Origin of the sequence: Bradyrhizobium sp. BR 1432 (assembly GCF_051547705.1) — a bacterium.
GTDB classification, from domain to species: Bacteria; Pseudomonadota; Alphaproteobacteria; order Rhizobiales; family Xanthobacteraceae; genus Bradyrhizobium; species Bradyrhizobium zhanjiangense.
In genome coordinates, this window is sequence record NZ_JBPUGF010000003.1 from 2,843,814 (window position 1) to 2,866,228 (window position 22,415).

At 64.3% G+C, this 22,415-nt stretch carries 23 protein-coding genes and 1 pseudogene; 12 read left to right on the forward strand and 12 right to left on the reverse strand.

Features of this window, described 5'->3' with window-relative positions; all coding sequences use genetic code 11:
- Positions 1-3: 3 nt before the first annotated feature.
- From ACSKB8_RS13520 to ACSKB8_RS13560, 9 genes and pseudogenes are all read right to left on the reverse strand, one after another.
- Positions 4-982 (reverse strand): annotated as a pseudogene (locus ACSKB8_RS13520) (type II secretion system F family protein).
- A gap of 13 nt (positions 983-995) precedes the next feature.
- Positions 996-2,465 carry a CpaF family protein gene (locus ACSKB8_RS13525; protein WP_091881232.1) on the reverse strand — a complete coding sequence of 490 codons (1,470 nt, stop codon included), beginning with the start codon at positions 2,463-2,465 and terminating at the stop codon, positions 996-998.
- A 21-nt stretch (positions 2,466-2,486) separates the two neighbouring features.
- Positions 2,487-3,755: an AAA family ATPase gene (locus tag ACSKB8_RS13530; RefSeq protein ID WP_091881234.1), complete on the reverse strand. Its 1,269-nt coding sequence runs from the start codon at positions 3,753-3,755 to the stop codon at positions 2,487-2,489.
- A complete protein-coding gene (locus ACSKB8_RS13535; RefSeq protein ID WP_438104602.1) occupies positions 3,752-4,486 on the reverse strand; it encodes a CpaD family pilus assembly protein in 735 nt (244 codons plus the stop codon). The genes ACSKB8_RS13530 and ACSKB8_RS13535 overlap by 4 nt, the downstream gene beginning before the upstream one ends.
- Before the next feature lie 20 nt (positions 4,487-4,506).
- Positions 4,507-5,982 carry a type II and III secretion system protein family protein gene (locus ACSKB8_RS13540; protein ID WP_438110520.1) on the reverse strand — a complete coding sequence of 492 codons (1,476 nt, stop codon included), beginning with the start codon at positions 5,980-5,982 and terminating at the stop codon, positions 4,507-4,509.
- Positions 5,983-5,993: 11 nt separating this feature from the next.
- Positions 5,994-6,791 (reverse strand): Flp pilus assembly protein CpaB, encoded by a 798-nt coding sequence (gene cpaB / locus ACSKB8_RS13545; protein WP_438104604.1) that lies wholly within the window; start codon positions 6,789-6,791, stop codon positions 5,994-5,996.
- 128 nt (positions 6,792-6,919) lie between these two features.
- On the reverse strand, positions 6,920-7,444 hold the full coding sequence (locus tag ACSKB8_RS13550; RefSeq protein ID WP_128940034.1) for an A24 family peptidase: 525 nt from the start codon (positions 7,442-7,444) through the stop codon (positions 6,920-6,922).
- Between the two features lie 119 nt (positions 7,445-7,563).
- Complete coding sequence (locus ACSKB8_RS13555) at positions 7,564-7,704, reverse strand: hypothetical protein (RefSeq protein WP_164934713.1); 141 nt, start codon at positions 7,702-7,704, stop codon at positions 7,564-7,566.
- A 77-nt stretch (positions 7,705-7,781) separates the two neighbouring features.
- The gene (locus ACSKB8_RS13560) at positions 7,782-7,946 is read right to left on the reverse strand and encodes a Flp family type IVb pilin (protein WP_014498224.1); all 165 of its coding nucleotides are present in this window, start codon (positions 7,944-7,946) and stop codon (positions 7,782-7,784) included.
- A 267-nt stretch (positions 7,947-8,213) separates the two neighbouring features.
- On the opposite strand from ACSKB8_RS13560, the gene ACSKB8_RS13565 reads away from it, so the two are divergent.
- Both ACSKB8_RS13565 and ACSKB8_RS13570 read left to right on the forward strand, forming a co-directional pair.
- On the forward strand, positions 8,214-9,041 hold the full coding sequence (locus tag ACSKB8_RS13565) for a sterol desaturase family protein (protein ID WP_438104607.1): 828 nt from the start codon (positions 8,214-8,216) through the stop codon (positions 9,039-9,041).
- 258 nt (positions 9,042-9,299) lie between these two features.
- Entirely contained in the window at positions 9,300-9,797 is a 498-nt protein-coding gene (locus ACSKB8_RS13570) for a pilus assembly protein N-terminal domain-containing protein (protein ID WP_128936635.1), read from the forward strand.
- A 239-nt stretch (positions 9,798-10,036) separates the two neighbouring features.
- Here the strand turns inward: ACSKB8_RS13570 and ACSKB8_RS13575 are convergent, their stop codons facing one another.
- From ACSKB8_RS13575 to ACSKB8_RS13585, 3 genes are all read right to left on the reverse strand, one after another.
- A complete protein-coding gene (locus ACSKB8_RS13575; RefSeq protein ID WP_370987979.1) occupies positions 10,037-10,249 on the reverse strand; it encodes a cold-shock protein in 213 nt (70 codons plus the stop codon).
- A gap of 265 nt (positions 10,250-10,514) precedes the next feature.
- Entirely contained in the window at positions 10,515-10,802 is a 288-nt protein-coding gene (gene infA / locus ACSKB8_RS13580; RefSeq protein ID WP_092292310.1) for a translation initiation factor IF-1, read from the reverse strand.
- A gap of 23 nt (positions 10,803-10,825) precedes the next feature.
- A complete protein-coding gene (locus ACSKB8_RS13585; protein ID WP_438104610.1) occupies positions 10,826-12,409 on the reverse strand; it encodes a DEAD/DEAH box helicase in 1,584 nt (527 codons plus the stop codon).
- Positions 12,410-12,888: 479 nt separating this feature from the next.
- Between ACSKB8_RS13585 and urtA the strand changes: the two genes are divergently transcribed.
- The 10 genes from urtA (at position 12,889) to ureC (ending at position 22,393) form a co-directional block, all read left to right on the forward strand.
- The gene (gene urtA, locus ACSKB8_RS13590) at positions 12,889-14,217 is read left to right on the forward strand and encodes an urea ABC transporter substrate-binding protein (RefSeq protein WP_438104611.1); all 1,329 of its coding nucleotides are present in this window, start codon (positions 12,889-12,891) and stop codon (positions 14,215-14,217) included.
- 84 nt (positions 14,218-14,301) lie between these two features.
- Positions 14,302-15,909, forward strand: coding sequence for an urea ABC transporter permease subunit UrtB (gene urtB, locus ACSKB8_RS13595; RefSeq protein WP_438104613.1), 1,608 nt, complete (start codon positions 14,302-14,304; stop codon positions 15,907-15,909).
- Positions 15,906-17,075 carry an urea ABC transporter permease subunit UrtC gene (urtC, locus tag ACSKB8_RS13600; protein WP_438104614.1) on the forward strand — a complete coding sequence of 390 codons (1,170 nt, stop codon included), beginning with the start codon at positions 15,906-15,908 and terminating at the stop codon, positions 17,073-17,075. The genes urtB and urtC overlap by 4 nt, the downstream gene beginning before the upstream one ends.
- 4 nt (positions 17,076-17,079) lie before the next feature.
- Positions 17,080-17,841: an urea ABC transporter ATP-binding protein UrtD gene (gene urtD / locus ACSKB8_RS13605; RefSeq protein ID WP_438104616.1), complete on the forward strand. Its 762-nt coding sequence runs from the start codon at positions 17,080-17,082 to the stop codon at positions 17,839-17,841.
- A 3-nt stretch (positions 17,842-17,844) separates the two neighbouring features.
- On the forward strand, positions 17,845-18,540 hold the full coding sequence (gene urtE, locus ACSKB8_RS13610; RefSeq protein ID WP_128936628.1) for an urea ABC transporter ATP-binding subunit UrtE: 696 nt from the start codon (positions 17,845-17,847) through the stop codon (positions 18,538-18,540).
- A 31-nt stretch (positions 18,541-18,571) separates the two neighbouring features.
- Positions 18,572-19,402: an urease accessory protein UreD gene (locus ACSKB8_RS13615; protein WP_438104618.1), complete on the forward strand. Its 831-nt coding sequence runs from the start codon at positions 18,572-18,574 to the stop codon at positions 19,400-19,402.
- A gap of 24 nt (positions 19,403-19,426) precedes the next feature.
- On the forward strand, positions 19,427-19,729 hold the full coding sequence (locus ACSKB8_RS13620) for an urease subunit gamma (protein WP_027553946.1): 303 nt from the start codon (positions 19,427-19,429) through the stop codon (positions 19,727-19,729).
- Between the two features lie 11 nt (positions 19,730-19,740).
- Positions 19,741-20,046 (forward strand): urease subunit beta, encoded by a 306-nt coding sequence (locus ACSKB8_RS13625; RefSeq protein ID WP_035708642.1) that lies wholly within the window; start codon positions 19,741-19,743, stop codon positions 20,044-20,046.
- A gap of 57 nt (positions 20,047-20,103) precedes the next feature.
- Positions 20,104-20,643, forward strand: coding sequence for an HD domain-containing protein (locus tag ACSKB8_RS13630; RefSeq protein ID WP_438104620.1), 540 nt, complete (start codon positions 20,104-20,106; stop codon positions 20,641-20,643).
- 34 nt (positions 20,644-20,677) lie between these two features.
- Entirely contained in the window at positions 20,678-22,393 is a 1,716-nt protein-coding gene (gene ureC / locus ACSKB8_RS13635; protein ID WP_438104622.1) for an urease subunit alpha, read from the forward strand.
- The last annotated feature ends 22 nt before the right edge of the window (positions 22,394-22,415 follow it).

A 22,415-nucleotide genomic window follows, 5' to 3' on the forward strand; every position in this document is an offset into this window, starting at 1 on the left:
CCGTCAGAAATCGAAGTTGATCATCTTCTTCATCACCATGATGCCGATCGACATCCAGACGACGCAGCCGACCAGCATCAGCTGGCCGGTCGGGTGGGTCCAAAGCAGCGAGATGTAGTGCGGCGTTGTGAGATAGACGAGGAACATCACGATCGGCGGCAGCGAGCCGATGATGCCGGCCGAGGCCTTGGCCTCCATCGACATCGCCTGAATCTTCTCCTTCATCTTCTTGCGGTCGCGCAGCACCTTGGAAAGGTTGCCGAGCGCTTCGGATAGGTTGCCGCCCGACTTCTGCTGGATCGAGATTACGATGCCGAAGAAATTCGCCTCTGGGAGCGGCATGCGGTCATACAGCCGCGAGCAGGCCTCGCCGAGCGGCATGCCGATCGCCTGCGTTTCGATGATCTGGAGGAATTCGCTGCGCAGCGGCTCCGGTGAATCGGCGGCGACAACCTTGATCGACTCGAACAGCGGCAGGCCGGCCTTGATTCCGCGGACGATCACGTCGACCGCATCGGGCAGTGCCGCCAGGAACTTGGTCTCGCGACGCTTCTTGAGGAAGCCCAGCGCCCAGCGCGGCAGGCCGAAGCCGCCGGCAAAGCCGAGGCCGGCGGCGCCGAGCAGGCCGCCTCCGACGAACAGAGCAGCCGCGAACAGCACGCCCGCCACGACGGCGGACACGACCCAGAATTTCTGCGGGGTCCAGTCGAGCCCCGCCTGCGAGAGGCGGACGCTGAGCGGGACTCTCTTCTCCTGCTGGCGCCGCGCCTCGAGATCCTTGAGCGAAGTCTCGACCTGCTCACGGCGCGATCGTTGAACTCTTCTCGGTCTGCTTGGCTGCGGGCGTGTCGGCACGCGCGATCGAAGCGCGGCGGTTTTCGGCCTTTCGCTCCCCCGACAGGAGTGGATAGAGGAAGACCCAGGCGATGCCGCCGACGGCGGCCGTGGCGAGAAAGGCGAGGGCGAGGACCTGCATCTTCATGACGCTGACCTGCTCATGTTGTCGGCGCCAATTCCGCGGCGTCGAGCGCGGCGGCAAGGCGCTTCTCTTCGCCGTAATAGCGGGCGCGTTCCCAGAATTTCGGGCGGCCGATGCCGGTCGAGCGGTGCCGGCCGATGATCTTGCCGTTGGCGTCTTCGCCGATCAGATCGTAGAGGAAGATGTCCTGGGTGATGATGGTGTCGCCTTCCATGCCCATCACTTCGGTGATGTGGGTGATGCGGCGCGAGCCGTCGCGCAAGCGCGCCGCCTGGACGATGACGTCGATGGATGCGCAGATCATCTCGCGAATGGTGCGCGAGGGCAGAGAGAACCCGCCCATGGTGATCATGGATTCGCAGCGCGACAGCGCCTCGCGCGGATTGTTGGCATGCAGCGTTCCCATCGAGCCGTCATGGCCGGTGTTCATGGCCTGAAGCAGGTCGAATGCCTCGGGTCCGCGGACTTCGCCGACGATGATGCGTTCGGGGCGCATACGGAGGCAGTTGCGCACCAGCTCGCGCATGGTGACCTGGCCTTCGCCTTCGATGTTGGGCGGGCGGGTTTCGAGCCGGACCACATGAGGCTGCTGGAGCTGGAGCTCGGCCGCGTCCTCGCAGGTGATGACGCGTTCGTCGTGCTCGATGTAGTTGGTCAGACAGTTGAGCAGCGTCGTCTTGCCCGAGCCGGTGCCGCCGGAGATCAGCACGTTGCAGCGGACCCGGCCGATGATCTGGAGGATCTCGGCGCCTTCCGGCGAGATCGCGCCGAACTTGACGAGCTGATCGAGCGTCAGCTTGTCCTTTTTGAATTTGCGGATGGTGAGGGCGGGGCCATCGATCGCGAGCGGCGGCACGATGGCATTGACGCGGGAGCCGTCGGCGAGGCGCGCGTCGCAGATCGGCGAGGATTCGTCGACGCGCCGGCCGACCTGGCTGACGATGCGCTGACAGATATTGAGGAGCTGCTGGTTGTCGCGAAAGCGGATTCCGGTGCGCTGGATCTTGCCCCCGACCTCGATGAAGACGGTGCCGGCGCCGTTCACCATGATGTCGGCAATGTCGTCGCGCGCGAGCAGGGGTTCCAGCGGGCCATAGCCGAGCACGTCGTTGCAGATATCGTCGAGCAGTTCCTCCTGCTCGGCGATCGACATCACGATGTTCTTGATCGCGATGATCTCGTTGACGATGTCGCGAATTTCCTCGCGGGCGGACTCGGAATCGAGCTTGGCGAGCTGGGCGAGGTCGATGGCCTCGATCAGCGCACCGAAGATGGTCGCCTTGACCTCGTAATAATTGTCCGAGCGCCGGCTCTCCATGGCGGGAGGCGGCGGCGCCTTGGCAGGGGCAAGCGATGGCGAGGCGACGGCCGGCGGGAGCGGGGCGCGCGACACCGTCGCCGCCGGAGCCTGGGAGGGCTCGGGCAACACGGCGCCGGGCTTGGGAGCCCGAAAGTCGGTGTCTGTTCCGCTACGCTTACCGAACACTTAACAACTCCATGCGGCGGCTTATTTTCCCCGCAACTTCTCAATCAGGGGTGAAAACAAGGACGATTTTTGTTTCTTCGTCTCGCTGCGGCCGGTCAGGCGCTGGGCGATCTGAAGGAACATCTCGATCGACTTGTGATTGGCCGAGATCTCCGCGATCATCTGGCCGTTGTTGGCCGCCGAGCCGAAGATCTGCGGCTCGAACGGGATCGACGCGACCGGCTGGCTCTCGATCGCCTTGGCGAATTCCGTGGCGGCGATTTCGGGCCGTTTCGGGACACCGACCTGGTTCAGGCAGTAGAGCGGCGGCCGGTCGTTGGGGCGCGAGGCCTTCAACAGATCGAACAGGTTCTTGGTATTGCGCAAATTGGCGAGATCGGGCGCGGCCACGATCAGGATGTCGTCGGCTCCGATCAAGGCGCGCTTGGTCCAGCCCGACCATTGGTGCGGGATGTCGAGCACGATGCAGGGCATGGTGGAACGCAGCGTGTCGAACACGGCATCGAAGGCGTCGGAGCCGAAGTCATAGACCCGGTCGAGCGTCGCGGGCGCTGCCAGCAGGCTGAGATGATCGGTGCATTTCGACAGCAGGCGGTCGATGAAGGCCGTGTCGACCCGATCGGGAGAGAACACGGCGTCGGCAATGCCCTGTGGCGGGTCCTGGTTGTAGTCCAGCCCGGCGGTGCCGAAGGCGAGGTCGAGATCCGCGACGACCGCATCCATCGCAAGATCGCGGGCGATCGCCCAGGCGACGTTGTGGGAGATGGTGGAAGCACCGACGCCGCCCTTGGCGCCGACCACGGCGATGATGCGGCCGACCGCCTTGGCTTCCGGTGCCGAGAAAAGGTTGCAGATCGAGCGCACGACGTCGATCGCGCCGACCGGCGCGAGCACGTAGTCGCTGACACCGCGGCGCACCAGCTCGCGGTAGAGCATGACGTCGTTGATGCGGCCGATCACGACCACGCGGGTGCCGGCGTCGCAGACGGTGGCGAGCTGATCGAGCCCGCCCAGGAGGTCGCTGCGACCGTCGCTTTCGAGCACGATCACGTTCGGTGTCGGGGCCGAGCGATAGGCTTCGATCGCCGCCGCCATGCCGCCCATCTGGATCTTCAGATGGGCCTTGCCGAGACGGCGATCCTCGCCGGCCGACTGCACCGCGGCAGCGGTCTCCACGGTCTCGCAGAACGCCTGCACCGAGACACGCGGCGAGGGCGCAATATGCTCCTCGACCGGCGGGGGCGGGGTTTCCGGCTGCTCTTCTTGAGGCTGGCGAGCGTAGCTGATCATTTGCCGGTGTCGCTGAGTTTGGCCTTGTCGGCTTCGGGATGGAGGGTCGCCGTCGTCGTTCCCTTGCGATACTTCTCGAAGGCCGTGGTGCGACGCGCTATATAAGTCGGTGTTTCAGCCCTCGGTTGCTCGAGGTCCGACGGATTGTCGACCATCGCCGCGAGGTTGCGCTGATAGGCGCAGCCGTAATTGTAATAGTCCTTGTTCTCGAACCAGCTCTTGTTCTTGATCGAGGGGCCGATGTCGTCCGGCCACAGGCCGCAGGGACCCGCGACCGCGGCGATCTTGGAGTAAGTGAGTCGGATCGGCGGCAGGAAGCGCTTGTCTTCCGGCTGGTAGGGGTGAACGTTGATGCCGCGCGGCGGAACGCCTGCCGCCGCCAGCATCGCCTGGATCTCACGCATGGTGTCCGCGACCGGACGCGCGTTGGGCGTGCCGGAGGGCATGTCGATGCGGATGGCGCCGGTGCCCTCGTGCAGCCAGGCCGAGGCGACGCCCATCACGTCGGCGCGCTGGGCGGCGGTCAAGCCGCCGCGGGCGTGGCCGACGAAGACGACGATCGAGCGGTTCTGCTCTTCGATCGCGATCGGATGGCGCTGCTTGTAATCGTCGGGAATGGAGGCGGTGACCGCTTCGTCGTGCTGGCAGCCGCCGAGCGCGAGCGCCATGCCGACGAGCGCGCCACCGAGGCGGATGGCGCGTTTGCGAAGCTGGGGTGGTCTTGTGATCATCGTGAAGTCCCCGTTCCGCTTCAGTCGGTGATGAAGCCGTAGGTGCCGCGGTAATTCCTGGCCGGTTCGGTCCGGCCGGGCACGCCGTAGATGCGGTTGATGTTGCCGAGTAACTCGGCCTGCGGATCGGCGGGGGCGGCGAAGCCGTCATCCGGCCGCGACAGGTCCTTTTGCGCGACCGCGCGAACGACATAGGGCGTCACGATCACGACCAGTTCGGTTGCGTTGTTGACGAAGTCGCGGCTGCGGAACAGCGTGCCGAGGACCGGGAGCTGCATCAGCCCCGGCAGTCCGCTGACCGCCTGCTTGGTCTGCTGCTGGATCAGGCCGGCCATCGCCATCGCGCCGCCCGAGGGAATTTCCAGCGAGGTCTCGGCGCGGCGGGTCCTGATCGAGGGCACCGTCAGCGAGTTCACCGACGTCGAGCTCACGGCCTGGGATAGTGTGATCGCATTTTCGTTCGACAGTTCCGAGACCTCGGTCATCACGCGCAGGCTGATCTTGCCCTCGCTCAGAACCACGGGGGTGAAGTTGAGCGAGATGCCGAACTTCTTGAAGCTGATCTGGGTGGTACAGACATGCGTGACGGGATCGCAGGCGTAGCCTGCCGGCACCGGGAATTCACCGCCGGCAATGAAGGTCGCCGACTCGCCGGAGATCGCGGTCAGGTTCGGCTCGGCCAGCGTACGGATCACGCCCGCGGTCTCCATCGCGCGCAGGGTGGCCTGCACGGTCGGCGTCGCGCCGAACTTCGTGGTCAGGTTGTTGCCGTCCACGAGGTTCTTGCCGAGAGCCGTGAACGGATTCGAGTTGGTGAAGCTCACCACCGAGGTGCCGTAGTTCAGGTTCGCGGAGAGGTCGATGCCGAGCTGCTTGACGATGTTGCGCTGGACTTCCGCCACCGTCACCTTCAGCATGACCTGGTCGCGGCCGCGGACCACGATCGAGTTCACCACCTTGTCAGCGCTGCCGGCGAGCCGTGCGGCGAGATCGTTGGCCTGCTGCGCTTCCAACGGGTTCGCCGCCGTGCCGGTCAGGACGATGCCATCGCCGAGGCCGTCGATCTGGATGTCGGAATTGGGCAGGATCTGCTTCAGCGCGGCCCGCACGCCGTTGAGGTCGCGCTTGACCGCGATGTCATAGGCCGCAATCTGCTGGCCGGCAGAATCGAAGAACACGATGTTGGTCTGACCGACGGTGGCGCCGATGATGTAGGCGCGCTGCGCCGAGCGGACCACGGCATTGGCGATCTTGGGGTCAGCGACCAGCACGTCCTTGATGTCGCGCGGCAGGTCGATCACGACAGACTTGCCGATGCCGAGCGAGAGGAAACGCGCGTTCATCTGGCCGTCGGCCGCGACCGGCGCCACGGGACGGTAGTCGGCGGCGACCACCGGGCTGAGGGCCGGGTTGAGCGTCAGCGCGAGGGCGGCCGAAAACGACAGGGCGCGAACCAGTGAGGTTCGCATCGTCGCCAGATTTGCCCTGCATTTCATATCGACTGCCTTCATCTTGCTTTCGCCGTCTGACTTGGAATGCCGTAGCGAATGATCGAAACGCCGTCGCGCTTCTGTGCGGATTCGTCGAGCGTGATCTCGCTCATCTTGACGTCGGCTATGCTGCGCAACGCCAGCGACAGCGTTCCGGCCTGGCGGGCCGACGAAAGCGCCTGGGTCTGCGCGGGATTGAGCTCCAAGGTCACGGTCTTGCCGACCACCGTGTTCTGGCCGTCCTTCTCCTTCGGCGCCTGGTCGATGGCCAGGACGCGGATGTTGGTCAGGATGATCTCGGAGGTGACGATGTCCGGAGCACCGTTGCTCTGGTCCGGATTCTTGAGGCGGCGCGTGAGGATCACATCGACGCGGTCGTTGGGCAGGATGAAGCCGCCTGCGCCGGTCTCCGGCGAGATCTCGGTCGAGATCGCCCGCATGCCGCTCGGCAGGATGGCCGCCATGAAGCCGGAGCCCTCGGCCTTGACCAGCTTCTGGTCGCGGATCGGCTCACCCTGGATGAAGGGAGCGCGCGCGATCGAGCCGGTCACCTGGGTCACGCCCTCGGGACGCTCGTTGCGGCGGATGAAAGTGGCGCTGGCGGTCGCGGTCGGCCAGGTCTGCCATTGCACGTCTTCCGGCTTCACGGTCTGGCCGAGACCGATGTCGTTCTTGGCGACCAGGACGTCGACGGTCGGAAGCTGTGCGACCGGAGCCGGAGGCGGCGCAGAATTGTCCGTGCCGCTCGCCAGGTACGCGGCGACGCCGCCGGCGCAGATGGCGACGGTCAGGACGACAATGCGTGCCCTATTCATACGCTTCACTTTCCAACAAAACGCCGCGACGCTGCCGCCGCCGTGATCGGCAGTTGACCAGCTATTCGTCAAAGCATGGTTAATGAGGCGTATCTAAATCGCCTTAACGCCGGGTTTACCCGGTGCGTTCAGCGCAGCGCGAGGTGAGCGAGATCGATCGCCTTCACCCATTCGGTCTCCGGGTAAACCATCAGCGCGCTCAGTGCGAGCGCGATGCCGTAGGGAATGCCGCTCTCCTTGGCGTGCAGCCGTGCGAGCCAGGCTTGGCCCGCCAGTCCGTAGGGTAGCGGCCATTGCCGGAACTGAAGCAGGAGCAGCGTCAGCGCCCCGCCGAACAGCGAGGCGTAGAGCAGAAAGTTCATCAGATGCGCAAAGCCGAACCAGAGTGCGACGGAGGCCGCGACCTTGGCATCGCCGCCGCCGACCCAGCCCATCGCAAAGCAGGTGAAGGCCACGACGAGCAGAAGTGCGCCGGCACCGACATGGCTCAGCATCTCATAAGGTGCCATGCCACCGGCGAGAGCGAGGGCGAAGAAGCCGGCGACCAATGCCAGCGACACGCGGTTCGAGATCGTCATCGTGAAGAGGTCGCTCGCGGCGGCGAATGCCATGAGAGCCGGGAAGAGCAGAAGGCGCGCAAGGTCGAGGATCATGGGCTGCGTCTTGAGGCCTGGTTGTGTCGCCGAAGCTGGCGGCGCGGATGCTAGCCGGCAGTGCTAAACAAACCGACAACGGCAGCCGGGTGGCGAGGCTGGCTCCGCCGCGAGCGTGCTCACCAGAGGCTGGCAATGCGCACGGCGAGCGCGACCGTCGCAAGCAGCAGCGCAAGGCAGACCCAATAGGCCGGCGAGCCGGTCTGCGCCGCCTCCGCCTCGTTCGCCGCGACCGCGGCATCGGTTCTGTACTCGCGCAACGCCACTGGAACTCGCCGTCTTCAGAAAAACAAAGGCCCCGGAGATCCGGGGCTTTTGCGAATTGCTCGTCGGGTACTTACTTCAGCGACGAGCTGATCGAGCCGAACTTGGTGTTCAGCGAGCTGCCGAGATTGTTGACGACCGTGATGATGGCCAGCGCGATGCCGGCGGCGATCAGACCGTATTCGATGGCGGTGGCGCCGGATTCGTCCTTCGCGAAACGCGCAATCAGGTTCTTCATGAACAAAACTCCTTCTGGGTGGGATCGCCTCGTTCGGCGCCGTCTTTGACGCGACGAAGATGAGAGCCGAGCTCTTTCGGTAGCGTTAATTCAATCGCGCAAATCCGCTTGTCGCGCGATGCTTTTGGCCAGAGTGAATTTCGTCTTAAGGCGGGCGTTGAATTAGGCCCGGTTTCGAATGCAGCGCACGCGCCGGCCGGCTTCACCCTCCCTTAAATCTAGCGGAGTAGGCCTAGGCGGGACCAGCAATTCGGAAGTGAGGCGACGATGTCGAGCCTGCCCATGCAAGTCGCCCTGATGCTCGGCGAGACCATCGCGAAGGTGCTCCCCGTCACCCTGGTGCTCGCGGCAGTCTTCACCGTGCTCGAGCATTTCTGGGCCTGCAATCCCGGCGCGCCGTGGTGGCGCAAGCGGGAGATCATCACCGACATCTGCTACTGGTTCTTCGTTCCGGTGTTCGCCCGTACCATGCGGATCGGATTGCTGATCGTCGGCGCCGGCGTCGTCTTCAACATCCATGATGCCGACGAACTCATCGCCTTCTACGACAATGGCCATGGCCCGCTGTCACAGCTGCCGCTGTGGGTGCAGGCCGTGCTGTTCCTGGTGCTGTCCGATTTCATGCTGTACTGGCTGCACCGGCTTTTCCACGACGGCGGGTTCTGGAAGTACCATGCAATCCATCATTCCTCGGAGGAGATCGGCTGGATTTCTGCGGCGCGCTTCCATCCCGTCAATCTCATGCTCGGGACGATCAGCGTCGACGTCGTGCTGCTGATGGGCGGTATCTCCCCGAACGTCATGATCTGGGTCGGCCCGTTCACCACCTTCCATTCTGCCTTCGTGCACGCCAACTTGAACTGGACCTTCGGACCGTTCAGATACGTGCTGGCGACGCCGGTGTTCCACCGCTGGCACCACACTTCGCTCGCAGAGGGCGGCGACACCAATTTTGCCGGGACATTCCCGATCTGGGACGTGCTGTTCGGCACCTTCCGTATGCCGGAGGGCAGGCTGCCGCAGGATTACGGCAAGGACGAAGCGACCATACCGAAGGAAATCGGCGGCCAGCTCGCCTATCCGTTCCGCCGCTAGGCATGATCCGGAAAAGCGTGCAGCGGTTTTCCGAAAAGATCATGCTCAAACAATAACCTAAAGCGCGATGACGATTCGTCTCATCGAGCTTTAGGGCGGCGTCAACGCCTCCGAGAGCCACAAAGCGCCGGTCCCTTCAAACAATAGTCGGCGAGTTTGCGGAACGTTCACGAATTAAGGGCAGGTTAGCCGGGTCGGGCACCGGCTCCGCTGTATCTGATCGTTTCTGCCGGTTTGTGACGTCCCGGGGGTAAGTGTATGCGTAAAGAGTTGCTGCGCCGTCAGGCGCGCGTCTGCCTTCTGGTCGCGGCTGCGATGCTGGCATCGCCTGGTGCCGGCCTTGCCGAGCCCACCGCCGACACCATTGCCGTCAATGTCGACCAGGCCAAGCTGGTCCGGCTCCCCGGCAAGGTCGCGACCATCGTGGTCGGCAATCCCCTGATCGCCGACGTCACGCTGCAGCCCGGCGGCATGATCGTCGTGACCGGGAAGGGTTATGGTGCCACCAATTTCATCGCGCTCGACCGGGGCGGCGAGATCCTGGTCGACCGCCAGATCCAGGTCGAAGGTCCGAGCGACCGGCTCGTCACCGTCTATCGCGGGATCGAGCGCGAGTCCTACAGCTGCATGCCGCTTTGCCAGCGTCGCTTGACGCTCGGCGACAGCGACGCCTACTTCAACCACACGATGACCCAGGCAGGTTCGCTGAGCAACAATGCCAGCGGGGCTGCTGGCGGGGCCGCCAAGACCAACTAGCAGGACCGATTGGCGCTTTGCCCGGGAGGATCTCGGTCCACCCGGAAAGCTCGCGCGAGCAAGAATACTTCTCTGTGCCGCGGGTCGTCCGTGGTTAACGCACCTCTACGGCCTGCACGACGCTACTGAGCGCAGCCACTTCCTTCCGACATGAAAAAGGCCGTGCGTTGCGCACGGCCTTATTCCTTGGCTCGCCTGAGCCGGCCCGAGTCAATATCCGGGCGAGAGGCCCGGCAGGCTCAGCCCGCGGCGCGGAGGTTGTCCGCTGCCGACTTGCCGGAGCGGCGGTCGGCCACGATCTCATAGGAGACCTTCTGACCTTCGTGCAGCGAGCCGAGGCCCGCGCGCTCGACGGCGCTGATGTGAACGAACACGTCCTTGCCGCCATCGTCGGGCTGGATGAAGCCAAAGCCCTTGGTCGCGTTAAACCACTTCACGGTTCCCATGCTCACTGGGGTAGTCCCTTCTAGATAACACAATGTAAGAGCCCGCTCGCGCAGGCAGGTTAGATCGAATTTTGGAAGGGTCGTCAGCGTGTCTGAACCGGCTGTACCGGTGGATGCTAATGTCGTCCGGCCGAAAATCGATTAATTCATTTTATCGGAATTAAAGCCTCAAAACAATCCTGACGCGCACGATTTTCTGATCCGCCGTGATGTCACGGCGGATCAGCATACGGATCGGAATTTTACTGCCGCGCTCGCGCGCGAGAACCGATTAGCGGCGGCGGAACTGGCCGCCGCGCTGGCCGGGACGCGGCGGTCCACCCGCCGCGCTGGGACGTTCGTCCTTGTGGCGGAAAATCAGCCGCCCCTTCTCGAGGTCATAGGGCGACATTTCCACCGTCACGCGGTCGCCCGCGAGCGTCTTGATGCGGTTCTTCTTCATCTTGCCGGCGGTATAGGCAACGATCTCGTGTCCGGCGTCGAGCTGCACGCGGTAGCGGGCGTCGGGGAGGATTTCGGTGACCAGTCCTTCGAACTGGATCAGCTCTTCCTTAGCCATGAATTTCTCCAGGTCGTGGACAGCTAGTGCGAATAGGGTTTGCGGTTCGGTTGGCCGTTCGGCCGACTCTCCCGGCGCAAAAAGGCAACGCCTTGTATCCCATCGGAGGTCCCGGCGCTATGCGCGGAACGCTGTTCCGGGCGGTCTGCAGGCGAGGAATGCATCTGAGTGCCGGTGCGGCGGCGACGTGAACCCTTTGAGGCCTTCGGGCCATTGCCGGGCCGTCCGTCAGCATGCCTGGCCTCGCCATGCCGTCCCTCGCCGGGCCGGCCGTCGCTCGGCTTGCCGCCGCTATGGTGGCGCCCGTCGGCATGCCTTTCGTCGGCACGCCGCCCGTCACCGTGCCGTGCGCCTTGCGGACGCTGGCCCGGGCGGCCGCCCGGCCGGCCCTGTCGTTGCTGCGATGGGGGAGGGCCCGCATCGCGGCGGCCGGCATCGGTGCGGAGATCTTCCCGCGGCAGCGCCACGCGGATCAGGCGCTCGATATCGCGGAGATAGCTGAGCTCTTCGCCGCCGGCGACGAGCGAGATCGCGGTGCCGTCGGCGCCGGCGCGCGCGGTGCGGCCGATGCGGTGGACATAGGTCTCGGGCACGTTGGGCAGATCGAAATTGATGACGTGGCTGATGCCGTCGACGTCGATGCCGCGGGCGGCGATGTCGGTGGCGACCAGGGTGCGGATCTCGCCCGAGCGGAACTGGGCGAGCGTGCGCTCGCGATGGTTCTGCGACTTGTTGCCGTGGATGGCATTGGCGGCGATGCCGGCCTTGGCCAGCGTCTTCACCACCTTGTCGGCGCCGTGCTTGGTGCGGGTGAAGACCAGCGCGCGGTTGATCGGCTCGTCCTTCAGCAGCTTGGTGAGGAAGGCGGGCTTGGCCGAGAAATCGACCTGGAGGATGCGCTGGTTGATCCGCTCGGCGGTGGAGGAGACCGGGGTCACCGCGACGCGGGCGGGATCACGCAGCATGGCGTCCGCGAGCTCGGCGATGTCCTTCGGCATGGTGGCCGAGAAGAACAGCGTCTGGCGCTTGATCGGGAGTTTCGCGACGATTTTGCGGATGTCGTTGATGAAACCCATGTCGAGCATGCGGTCGGCCTCGTCGAGCACGAGGTATTCAACGCTTGAAAGCTTCAATCCGTTGCTCTGCACGAGGTCGAGCAGGCGGCCGGGGGTGGCGACGAGCACGTCGACGCCCTGCATCAGGGCGCGGACCTGGCGGCCCATCGGCACGCCGCCGATGGCGAGCGTCGAGGACAGGCGGATGTGGCGGCCATAGGCGTTGAAGCTGTCGAGGATCTGGCCGGACAGTTCGCGGGTGGGCGACAGCACCAGCACGCGGGCCGTCTTGGGCTGCGGCTTGATGCGGTTCTCAAGCAGGCGATGCAGGATCGGCAGCGCGAAGGACGCGGTCTTGCCGGTGCCAGTCTGGGCGATGCCGACGACGTCGCGGCCGGTCAGCGCCAGCGGGATGGTCTGGGCCTGGATCGGGGTGGGGGTGACGTAACTCTCTTCACGAAGAGCGCGCGCGATGGGTTCGGCGAGGCCGAAATCCTGAAACGAAGTCAAAAGAGGGGTACTTTCCATGTCAATAGCGGGCGCCCGGCGCATTCGGCGCGGCGCGCGCATAGGGTGTCGAGAAGACACCTGCGTGTTTGGGGTGTCGGATGGGCTTGGGAGATATGGGGCAAGCCAGAGGCCGGTAGGGCCTTAAGAACACGCAGCTCGCAACGACGGCTTGATTCGCAAGCAGTCTCGATCCTTCATATGGAACATCGCAGGGGCGCTTTCAAGGCAAGCTCGCCTCAAACGGCGGTTGCGGTGCAGAAATAGTTATGCCGGAAATTTAGCCAGAATTGGCAATTTGCATAAAAAATAGACTGCCTGCCGCTTTCGCATACATTTCAGTTGCCCAGGGTTTAGGCGGAAAGACTGCGGCTAAACTTGGAATTCAGGTCATTTTATAAGTAGATCCAATGGTTTGAGAGGTGCTCAGTCCATGGCATGGTTCTTGCGAATCCGTTAATCGCAGGCGGCCGTGGGGCCGTTTCGCAGCGTTTTCACGTCTGCGTCAGGGAGATGATACACTCATGTTTAGCAAATCCACTCACGATATAGCGGCGTCATTTAGCCGCCGCGGCATCCTCGCCGCGACCGCCGGACTGATGCTCGGTCTGGCTTCATTGACTGGCGCCAAGGCCGCGGACGACACCATCAAGGTCGGCGTGCTTCACTCCCTTTCCGGCACCATGGCCATCAGCGAGACCACGCTGAAGGACACCATCCTCTTCCTGATCGACGAGCAGAACAAGAAGGGCGGCGTGCTCGGCAAGAAGCTCGAAGCCGTCGTCGTCGACCCCGCTTCCAACTGGCCGCTGTTCGCCGAGAAGGCGCGCGAGCTGATCACCAAGGACAAGGTCTCGGTCGTGTTCGGCTGCTGGACCTCGGTGTCGCGCAAGTCGGTGCTCCCGGTCTTCAAGGAGCTGAACAACATCCTGTTCTACCCCGTGCAGTACGAGGGCGAGGAGAGCGAGCGCAACGTGTTCTACACGGGTGCTGCGCCGAACCAGCAGGCGATTCCCGCCGTCGACTATCTGATGAAGGAAGAGAAGGTGAAGCGCTGGGTGCTCGCGGGCACCGACTACGTCTATCCGCGCACCACCAACAAGATCCTGGAAGCCTATCTGAAGTCCAAGGGTGTCGCCCAGGAAGACATCATGATCAACTACACGCCGTTCGGTCACTCCGACTGGCAGACGATCGTGGCCGACATCAAGAAGTTCGGCTCGGCCGGCAAGAAGACCGCAGTGGTCTCGACCATCAACGGCGACGCCAACGTTCCCTTCTACAAGGAGCTCGGCAACCAGGGCGTCAAGGCCAAGGACATCCCGGTGGTCGCGTTCTCGGTGGGTGAGGAAGAGCTCGCCGGCATCGACACCAAGCCGCTGGTCGGCCATCTCGCCGCCTGGAACTACTTCGAATCGATCAAGACCAAGGACGGATCGAACGAGAAGTTCATCAAGGACTGGCAGGCCTACACCAAGAATCCGAAGCGCGTGACCAACGATCCGATGGAAGCGCACGTGATCGGCTTCAACATGTGGGTGAAGGCCGTGGAGAAGGTGAAGTCGACCGATCCGGACAAGGTGATCGACGCGCTTCCCGGCATCGAGGCGCCGAACCTGACCGGCGGCGTGTCGAAGATGCTGCCGAACCACCACATCACCAAGCCGGTGTTCATCGGCGAGATCAAAGGCAACGGCCAGTTCGACGTGGTCTGGAAGACCCCGGGCCTCGTTGCTGGCGATGCCTGGTCGAAGGAGCTGGACGGCTCCAAGGACCTGATCGGCGACTGGGTCGGCAAGAAGTGCGGCAACTTCAACACCAAGACCAACAAGTGCCTCGGTTCGGGCTCCTGATCCCGACCTGACGCTCCATGACACGATCGGAGAGGGCGGCGATCCCGCCGCCTTCTCCAACCATTTCTGCCGGGGTCATTCACAGTGCCAGCCCATTTGTCTGCCCGTCTCTGCTCGCTTGCGCTCTCGCTGTTTCTGATCGCGTTCGCGCTGCCGGCCTTCGCCGGTCCGTTCGAAGATGCGGTCGCCAAGTTCGCCAATGACGATTTTTCCGACACGGAGGAGGCGATCGGCGCGGTCGCGAGCAGCGGCAACGCGCTGGCATTCCCGATCATCAGCGCGCTGCAGGACGGCCGCCTCATGGCCGATCCGGATAGCAAGAAGGTTTATGTCACCGGCGCCGACGGCAAGTCGATCGACGCCGCAACCGGCCAGCCCGTGGCCAGCGTTCCCGACAGCGCGAGCGCGGTCCGCCTCAACAACCGCCTGCGCCGCAGCGTGGACGCCGCGCTCGGCAGCCTGACGCTTCAGTCGCCGGATCTGTCGACGCGCCTCCAGGCCGCGCAGTCGGTGTTCAAGTCGCATGAGGAGGCCGCGCTCGAGGCGGTCGAGGCCGCGCTGGCCAAGGAAGGCAACAGATCCGTCAAGACCGCGCTCGGCGAAGCCCGCGCGGCCATCCTGCTGTTCAAGTCGGACGCCACCGAGGTCGAGAAGCTGGAGGCCGTCGCCACCCTCAAGGCGCGCGGCGACCAGGAGGCGCTGGCGCTGCTCACCGGCATGGGCGACCAGCCGGCCTCGGTGAGCAAGGCTGCTGCGAGCGCGATCGGCTCGATCCAGAACTCGCTTGCGGTCTGGTCCATGGTGCAGAACGCCTGGTATGGCCTCTCGCTCGGCTCGGTGCTGCTGCTCGCCGCGATCGGGCTCGCCATCACCTTCGGCGTGATGGGCGTGATCAACATGGCCCATGGCGAGATGGTGATGATCGGGGCCTACACCACCTTCGTGGTGCAGGAGGTGATCCGCACCCGCTATCCCGGCCTGTTCGACTATTCGCTCCTGATCGCGGTGCCGCTCGCCTTCCTCGTCGCCGGTGCCATCGGCGTCCTGATCGAGCGCAGCATCATCCGCTTCCTCTACGGCCGTCCGCTGGAGACGCTGCTGGCGACCTGGGGCCTGTCGCTGGTGTTGCAACAGGCGGTGCGCACCATGTTCGGCCCGACCAACCGCGAGGTCGGCAACCCCTCCTGGATGAGCGGCGCCTTCGAGCTCGGCCAGATCACCATCACCTATAACCGGCTCTGGATCCTCTGCTTCACGCTGGCGGTGTTCGCGATCCTGCTCGCGATGCTGCGCTATACCGCGCTCGGCCTCGAGATGCGCGCAGTGACGCAGAACCGCCGCATGGCGGCCTCGATGGGCATCGCGACCTCGCGCGTCGATGCGCTGACTTTCGGGCTCGGCTCGGGCATCGCCGGCATCGCCGGCGTGGCGCTGTCGCAGATCGACAATGTCAGCCCCAATCTCGGCCAGAGCTACATCATCGACAGCTTCATGGTCGTGGTGTTCGGCGGCGTCGGCAATCTCTGGGGCACCCTGGTCGGCGCCTTCACGCTCGGCATCGCCAACAAGTTCCTGGAGCCGGTCGCCGGCGCCGTGCTCGGCAAGATCGCCATCCTGGTTCTCATCATCCTGTTCATTCAAAAGCGGCCGCGCGGCCTGTTCGCGCTCAAGGGCCGTGCGGTGGAAGCATGACTCCTCACATGCTGACGCGATCGCTGGACCGCAGCGCGACGATCTTCCTTGCCGTCGTCGCAGCCTGCGGCATCCTCATCCCGCTCTCGAACCTGCTACTGCCCGCGGGCTCGTTCCTGCAGGTGCCGACCTATCTGGTCGCGCTCTGGGGTAAATATGTCTGCTACGCCATCCTCGCGCTCGCGATCGATCTGATCTGGGGCTATTGCGGCATCCTCTCGCTCGGCCACGGTGCGTTCTTCGCGCTCGGCGGCTACGCCATGGGCATGTATCTGATGCGGCAGATCGGCACCCGCGGCGTCTACGGCAACCCGATCCTGCCCGACTTCATGGTGTTCCTGAACTGGCAGAAGCTGCCCTGGTACTGGTACGGCTTCGACATGTTCTGGTTTGCGGCCCTGATGGTGCTGGTCGTGCCGGGCCTGCTCGCCTTCTGCTTCGGCTGGCTCGCCTTCCGCTCCCGCGTCACCGGCGTGTACCTGTCGATCATCACGCAGGCGATGACCTATGCACTGCTGCTCGCGTTCTTCCGCAACGATTTTGGCTTTGGCGGCAACAATGGCCTGACCGACTTCAAGGACATCCTGGGCTTCAACGTCCAGGCGGAGGGTACGCGTGCGGCGCTGTTCGCGCTGAGTTGTCTGGCGCTGATTGCAGGTTTCCTGATCTGCCGCGCCATTGTCTCGTCCAAGCTCGGCAAGGTGCTGATCGCGGTGCGCGATGCGGAATCGCGGACGCGCTTCCTCGGCTACCGCGTCGAATCCTACAAGCTGTTCGTGTTCACGGTGTCGGCCTGCATGGCCGGCGTCGCCGGCGCGCTCTACGTGCCTCAGGTCGGCATCATCAATCCATCCGAATTCGCCCCCGGCAATTCGATCGAGGCGGTGATCTGGGTTGCAGTCGGCGGCCGCGGCACGCTGGTCGGTGCTGCGCTCGGCGCCGTCGTCGTCAACTACGCCAAGACGTTCTTCACCTCCGGTGTGCTGGCGCCGTACTGGCTGTTCATGCTGGGCGCGCTGTTCATCCTGGTGACGCTGCTGCTGCCCAAGGGGATCGTCGGCACCTTCAACGCCTGGTGGGACTCCTCGAGGGAAAAGCGCACCGCTGCAGCCATTGCGAGCGCTGCGGCCGAAGACGGCGTCACCGAACCCAAGATGGCGGAGTAGCGCGATGAACGTCATGGACAGCCGCGCGACCTCCGCGATGCTCTATCTCGACGGCGTGCACGTCTCTTTCGACGGCTTCCACGCCATCAACAATCTGTCGCTGACACTTGAGCCCGGCGAGATGCGCGCCATCATCGGCCCGAACGGCGCCGGCAAGACCACGATGATGGACATCATCACCGGCAAGACCAAGCCGGACGAGGGCACCGTGCTGTTCGACGGTGTCACCGATCTGACGCGGCTCGACGAGACCCGCATCGCCGAGCTCGGCATCGGCCGCAAATTCCAGAAGCCGACCGTGTTCGAGAGCCAGACCGTGCAGGACAATCTCCTGCTTGCGCTGAATGTCGATCATTCGGTTCGCGGCACGCTGTTCTGGCGCGGCAGCAAGGCGGAGTCCGAGCGCATCGACAAGGTGCTGGAGACGATCCGCCTCACCGATGCCCGCAACCGCCTCGCCGGCAGCCTCAGCCACGGCCAGAAGCAGTGGCTCGAGATCGGCATGCTGCTGGCGCAGGATCCGAAGCTGCTCCTCGTCGACGAGCCGGTCGCAGGGATGACCGACGTCGAGACGCATCTCACCGCCGAACTGCTGAAAGAGATCAACAAGACCCACACTGTGATGGTGGTCGAGCACGACATGACCTTCGTGCGCGAGCTCGGGGTCAAGGTCACCTGTCTGCATGAAGGCACCGTGCTGGCGGAAGGCACCATCGACCAGGTCTCGTCCAACGAGCGGGTCATCGAAGTCTATCTGGGACGCTGAGCGATGCTTGAGGTCAAGGACATCAATTTGTTCTACGGCGCGGCCCAAGCGCTGCGCGGCGTCTCGATCTCGGCCGAGCCGGGCAAGGTCACCTGCGTGCTCGGGCGCAACGGCGTCGGCAAGACCTCGCTGCTCCGCGCCATGGTCGGGCAATATCCGATCTCCTCGGGCGCGATCGTGCTCGACGGCAGCGACATCACGGGCCTGAAGCCCTATGAGCGGGCGCGCAAAGGCATCGGCTTCGTGCCGCAGGGCCGCGAGATCTTTCCGCTGCTGACGGTCGAGGAGAACCTCAAGACCGGCTTCGGCCCGCTCAGGCGCGAGGACAAGCACATTCCGGACGACGTATTCTCGCTCTTCCCGGTGCTGCAATCCATGCTCGGCCGGCGCGGTGGCGACCTCTCCGGCGGCCAGCAGCAGCAGCTCGCGATCGGGCGCGCGCTGGTAATGCGACCAAAGCTGCTGCTGCTCGACGAGCCGACCGAGGGCATCCAGCCCTCGATCATCAAGGACATCGGCCGCGCCATCTCTTACTTGCGCAACCTCGGCAACATCGCGATCGTCCTGGTCGAACAATATCTCGACTTTGCCTGCGAACTCGGCGACAGTTTCGCGGTGATGGATCGCGGCGCGGTGAAGTTCACCTGCGACCGCTCCAATCTCGACGCGAGCGAAATCAGCCGCCAGATGGCGCTGTAGGCCATTCTGCCGCGACCGGCTGGGGAGGCGGATGCGCAGCGACGTTTCGGTCACATCGACGGTTTTCGAGGCCAACCGCGCCCGCGGCGCGGTGCGCTTCGACGTCCATGCGCGCGATGGTGTGACGCGGCGCGGGACCTTGCATGAGTCCGGCTCGCTGCGCGTGCGCTTTCCCTCGCCGGAAGGCGAGGGGCTCTCCGGCGTGTTCGTCAACACGGCCGGAGGTGTCGCCGGCGGCGATCGCTTCGACATTGAGATCACAGCCGCTGATGCTGCGCGGCTGACGCTGACGACGGCGGCCGCAGAAAAGGTCTATCGTGCGCCGGGGCAGGCGGCCGAGCTCAATATCGCGCTGAAGGTCGGCGCAGGGGCGCATCTGTCCTGGCTGCCGCAGGAAACAATCCTATTTGATCGCGCCCGTGTCCATCGCCGCTTCGACATCGCGCTCGATGAGGCGGCTTCGCTCCTGCTCTGCGAGATCGTGGTGTTCGGTCGCACCGCCATGGGCGAGCGGATGGAGCAGGGCGAGTTCGTCGATCGCTGGCGGCTCTCTCGCGGCGGCAGGCTGGTGTTCGCAGAGGCTGTCAGGCTACATGGTCATATCGGTGAAAAATTGGCGCGATCCGCCGTGGCCAAGAGTGGCGCCGCGATCGGCACGGCCCTGATCGTGCCCGGCGACGAGGCGTTGGTCGAGCGCATCCGCGAGGCATCGGATTCGTTCGCCGGCGAGGTCGGGATATCCGCCTGGAATGGCTTTGCAATGGCGCGGTTCTGTGCCCAAGATGCGGCGCGCTTGCGCGCCGACATGATGGCGGTGCTGGCGCGCACCGGCGCGGCCCTGCCGCGGCTCTGGCTGAACTGACTGGTTGAACGGAAGAGATGTCGCATGAATCTGTCTCCCCGCGAAAAGGACAAGCTTCTAATCTCGATGGCGGCGATCGTGGCCCGCCGTCGGCTGGACCGCGGCGTCAAGCTCAACCATCCCGAGGCGGTTGCGATCATCTCCGACTTCATCCTCGAAGGCGCGCGCGACGGCCGCACCGTCGCCGAGCTGATGCAATCCGGCGCGCAGGTGCTGACCCGCGACCAGGTGATGCCCGGCATCCCCGAGATGATCCACGACATCCAGGTCGAGGCGACCTTTCCGGACGGCACCAAGCTCGTCACCGTGCACGAGCCGATCAGGTAGGAGCGAGAAGCATGATCCCCGGCGAACTCTTCATTCAGGACGGCGAGATCGAGCTCAATGCCGGCCGCAAGACCGTGACGCTGACGGTCGCCAACACCGGCGACCGCCCGATCCAGGTCGGCTCGCACTACCATTTCTTCGAGACCAACCCGGCGCTGAAGTTCGATCGCAAGAAGTCCCGCGGCATGCGCCTCGACATCGCCGCCGGCACCGCCGTCCGCTTCGAGCCCGGCCAGACCCGTGACGTCCAGCTCGTCGCCATGGCCGGGAAGAAGACCATTTATGGCTTCCGCGGCGACGTCATGGGGAAGCTGTGATCTCCGAAGGAACGAGCCTGGTGCGGCACGGTTGAGGCGAAAACGGAGGTCTTTGCCATGCTGACACCGATCCGCCTTGTCTCCGAAGCTGCCGAGCTCGCTGCGCACCGCCACAACGGCATGGCGCGCAAGGGGCGCGGCAACGAGCCTTATATCAATCATCTCGCCGAGGTCGCGAACCTGCTGGCGACCGCGACCGACGGCGCCGACGCCGAGCTGGTCGCGGCCGGCTGGCTGCATGATATGATCGAGGACACCGACACCACGCGCGAGGAGCTGGCGCAGAGATTTTCGGCGCGTGTCGCCGCCCTCATCGTGGAATGCACCGACGACATGAGCCTGCCAAGGGCCGAACGGCGGCGGCTTCAGGTGCTCGAAGCGCCGAAGAAATCCCCCGGCGCAAAACTGATCAAGATCGCCGACAAGATCAGCAATACAGAGGCGCGCATTCAAACCGACCCGAGCGCCGAGGAGCGGGACGATCTCGCCGATTACATCGGATGGGCCACGCAGGTCGTTGCAGGCTGCCGCGGCGGCAATGCGTGGCTCGACGAGAAATTCGATGATGCCGTGAAAGCAGCGAGATCCTTGCTGTGACTGACCAGATGTTCAAACGCAATCGGGGCTTGTGATGTCCGTCAAGATCAAACGTTCCGTCTATGCCGACATGTTCGGCCCGACCACCGGCGACAAGGTGCGGCTGGCCGACACCGACCTCATCATCGAGGTCGAGAAGGATTTTACCACGTACGGCGAGGAGGTGAAGTTCGGCGGCGGCAAGGTGATCCGCGACGGTATGGGCCAGTCGCAGGTCACCAACCGGCAGGGCGCGGCCGACACCGTCATCACCAATGCGCTGATCGTCGACCATTGGGGCATCGTGAAAGCCGACGTCGCCATCAAGGACGGCATGATCTCTGCGATTGGCAAGGCCGGCAATCCCGATATCCAGCCCGGCGTCACCATCGTCATCGGCCCAGGCACAGATGTTATCGCAGGCGAAGGCAAGATCCTCACCGCCGGCGGCTTCGACAGCCACATCCACTTCATCTGCCCGCAGCAGATCGAGCACGCGCTGATGAGCGGCGTCACCTCGATGCTCGGGGGCGGCACCGGCCCCTCGCACGGCACCTTCGCCACCACCTGCACGCCGGGGCCGTGGCACATCGCGCGGATGATCCAGTCGTTCGACGCCTTCCCGGTCAATCTCGGTATCTCCGGCAAGGGTAATGCCTCGCGGCCGGCCGCACTGGTCGAGATGATCAGAGCCGGCGCCTGCGCACTGAAGCTGCACGAGGATTGGGGCACGACGCCGGCGGCGATCGACAACTGCCTGTCGGTCGCCGACGATCACGATATCCAGGTGATGATCCATACCGACACGCTGAACGAATCCGGCTTCGTCGAGGACACGATCAAGGCGTTCAAGGGCCGCACCATCCATGCCTTCCATACCGAAGGCGCCGGCGGTGGTCACGCGCCTGACATCATCAAGGTCGCGGGCCTGAAGAACGTGCTGCCGTCCTCGACCAATCCGACGCGGCCGTTCACGCGCAACACCATCGACGAGCATTTGGACATGCTGATGGTGTGCCACCACCTCGATCCCTCGATCGCCGAAGACCTGGCCTTCGCGGAAAGTCGCATCCGCAAAGAGACCATCGCCGCCGAGGACATCCTGCACGATCTCGGCGCGCTCTCGATGATGTCCTCGGACTCGCAGGCCATGGGCCGCCTCGGCGAGGTCATCATCCGGACCTGGCAGACCGCTGACAAGATGAAGAAGCAGCGCGGTTCCCTGCCGCAGGACAGAGGCAAGGACAACGACAATTTCCGCGTCAAGCGCTACATCGCCAAATACACCATCAATCCCGCGATCGCCCACGGCGTGTCGAAACTGATCGGCTCGGTCGAGAAGGGCAAGCTCGCCGACCTCGTGCTGTGGTCGCCGGCCTTCTTCGGCGTCAAGCCGGACTGCATCGTCAAGGGCGGCAGCATCGTCGCCGCGCCCATGGGCGATCCCAACGCCTCGATCCCGACGCCGCAGCCGGTGCACTACCAGCCGATGTTCGGCGCCTTCGGCAAGGCGCGGACGGCGTCCTCGGTGCTGTTCACCTCGAAGGCGGCGGTCGCGGGCGGTCTTGCGCGAAAACTCGGCATCGACAAGAAGCTCTATGCGGTCCAGAACACCCGCGGCAAGATCTCCAAGAAGAGCATGATCCACAACGACGCCACGCCCGATATCGAGGTCGATCCGGAGACCTATGAGGTCCGCGCCGACGGCGAGCTGCTGACCTGCGCGCCCGCCGAGGTGCTGCCCATGGCGCAGCGATATTTCATGTACTAAAATAGCGCCTCAACGCATGTCC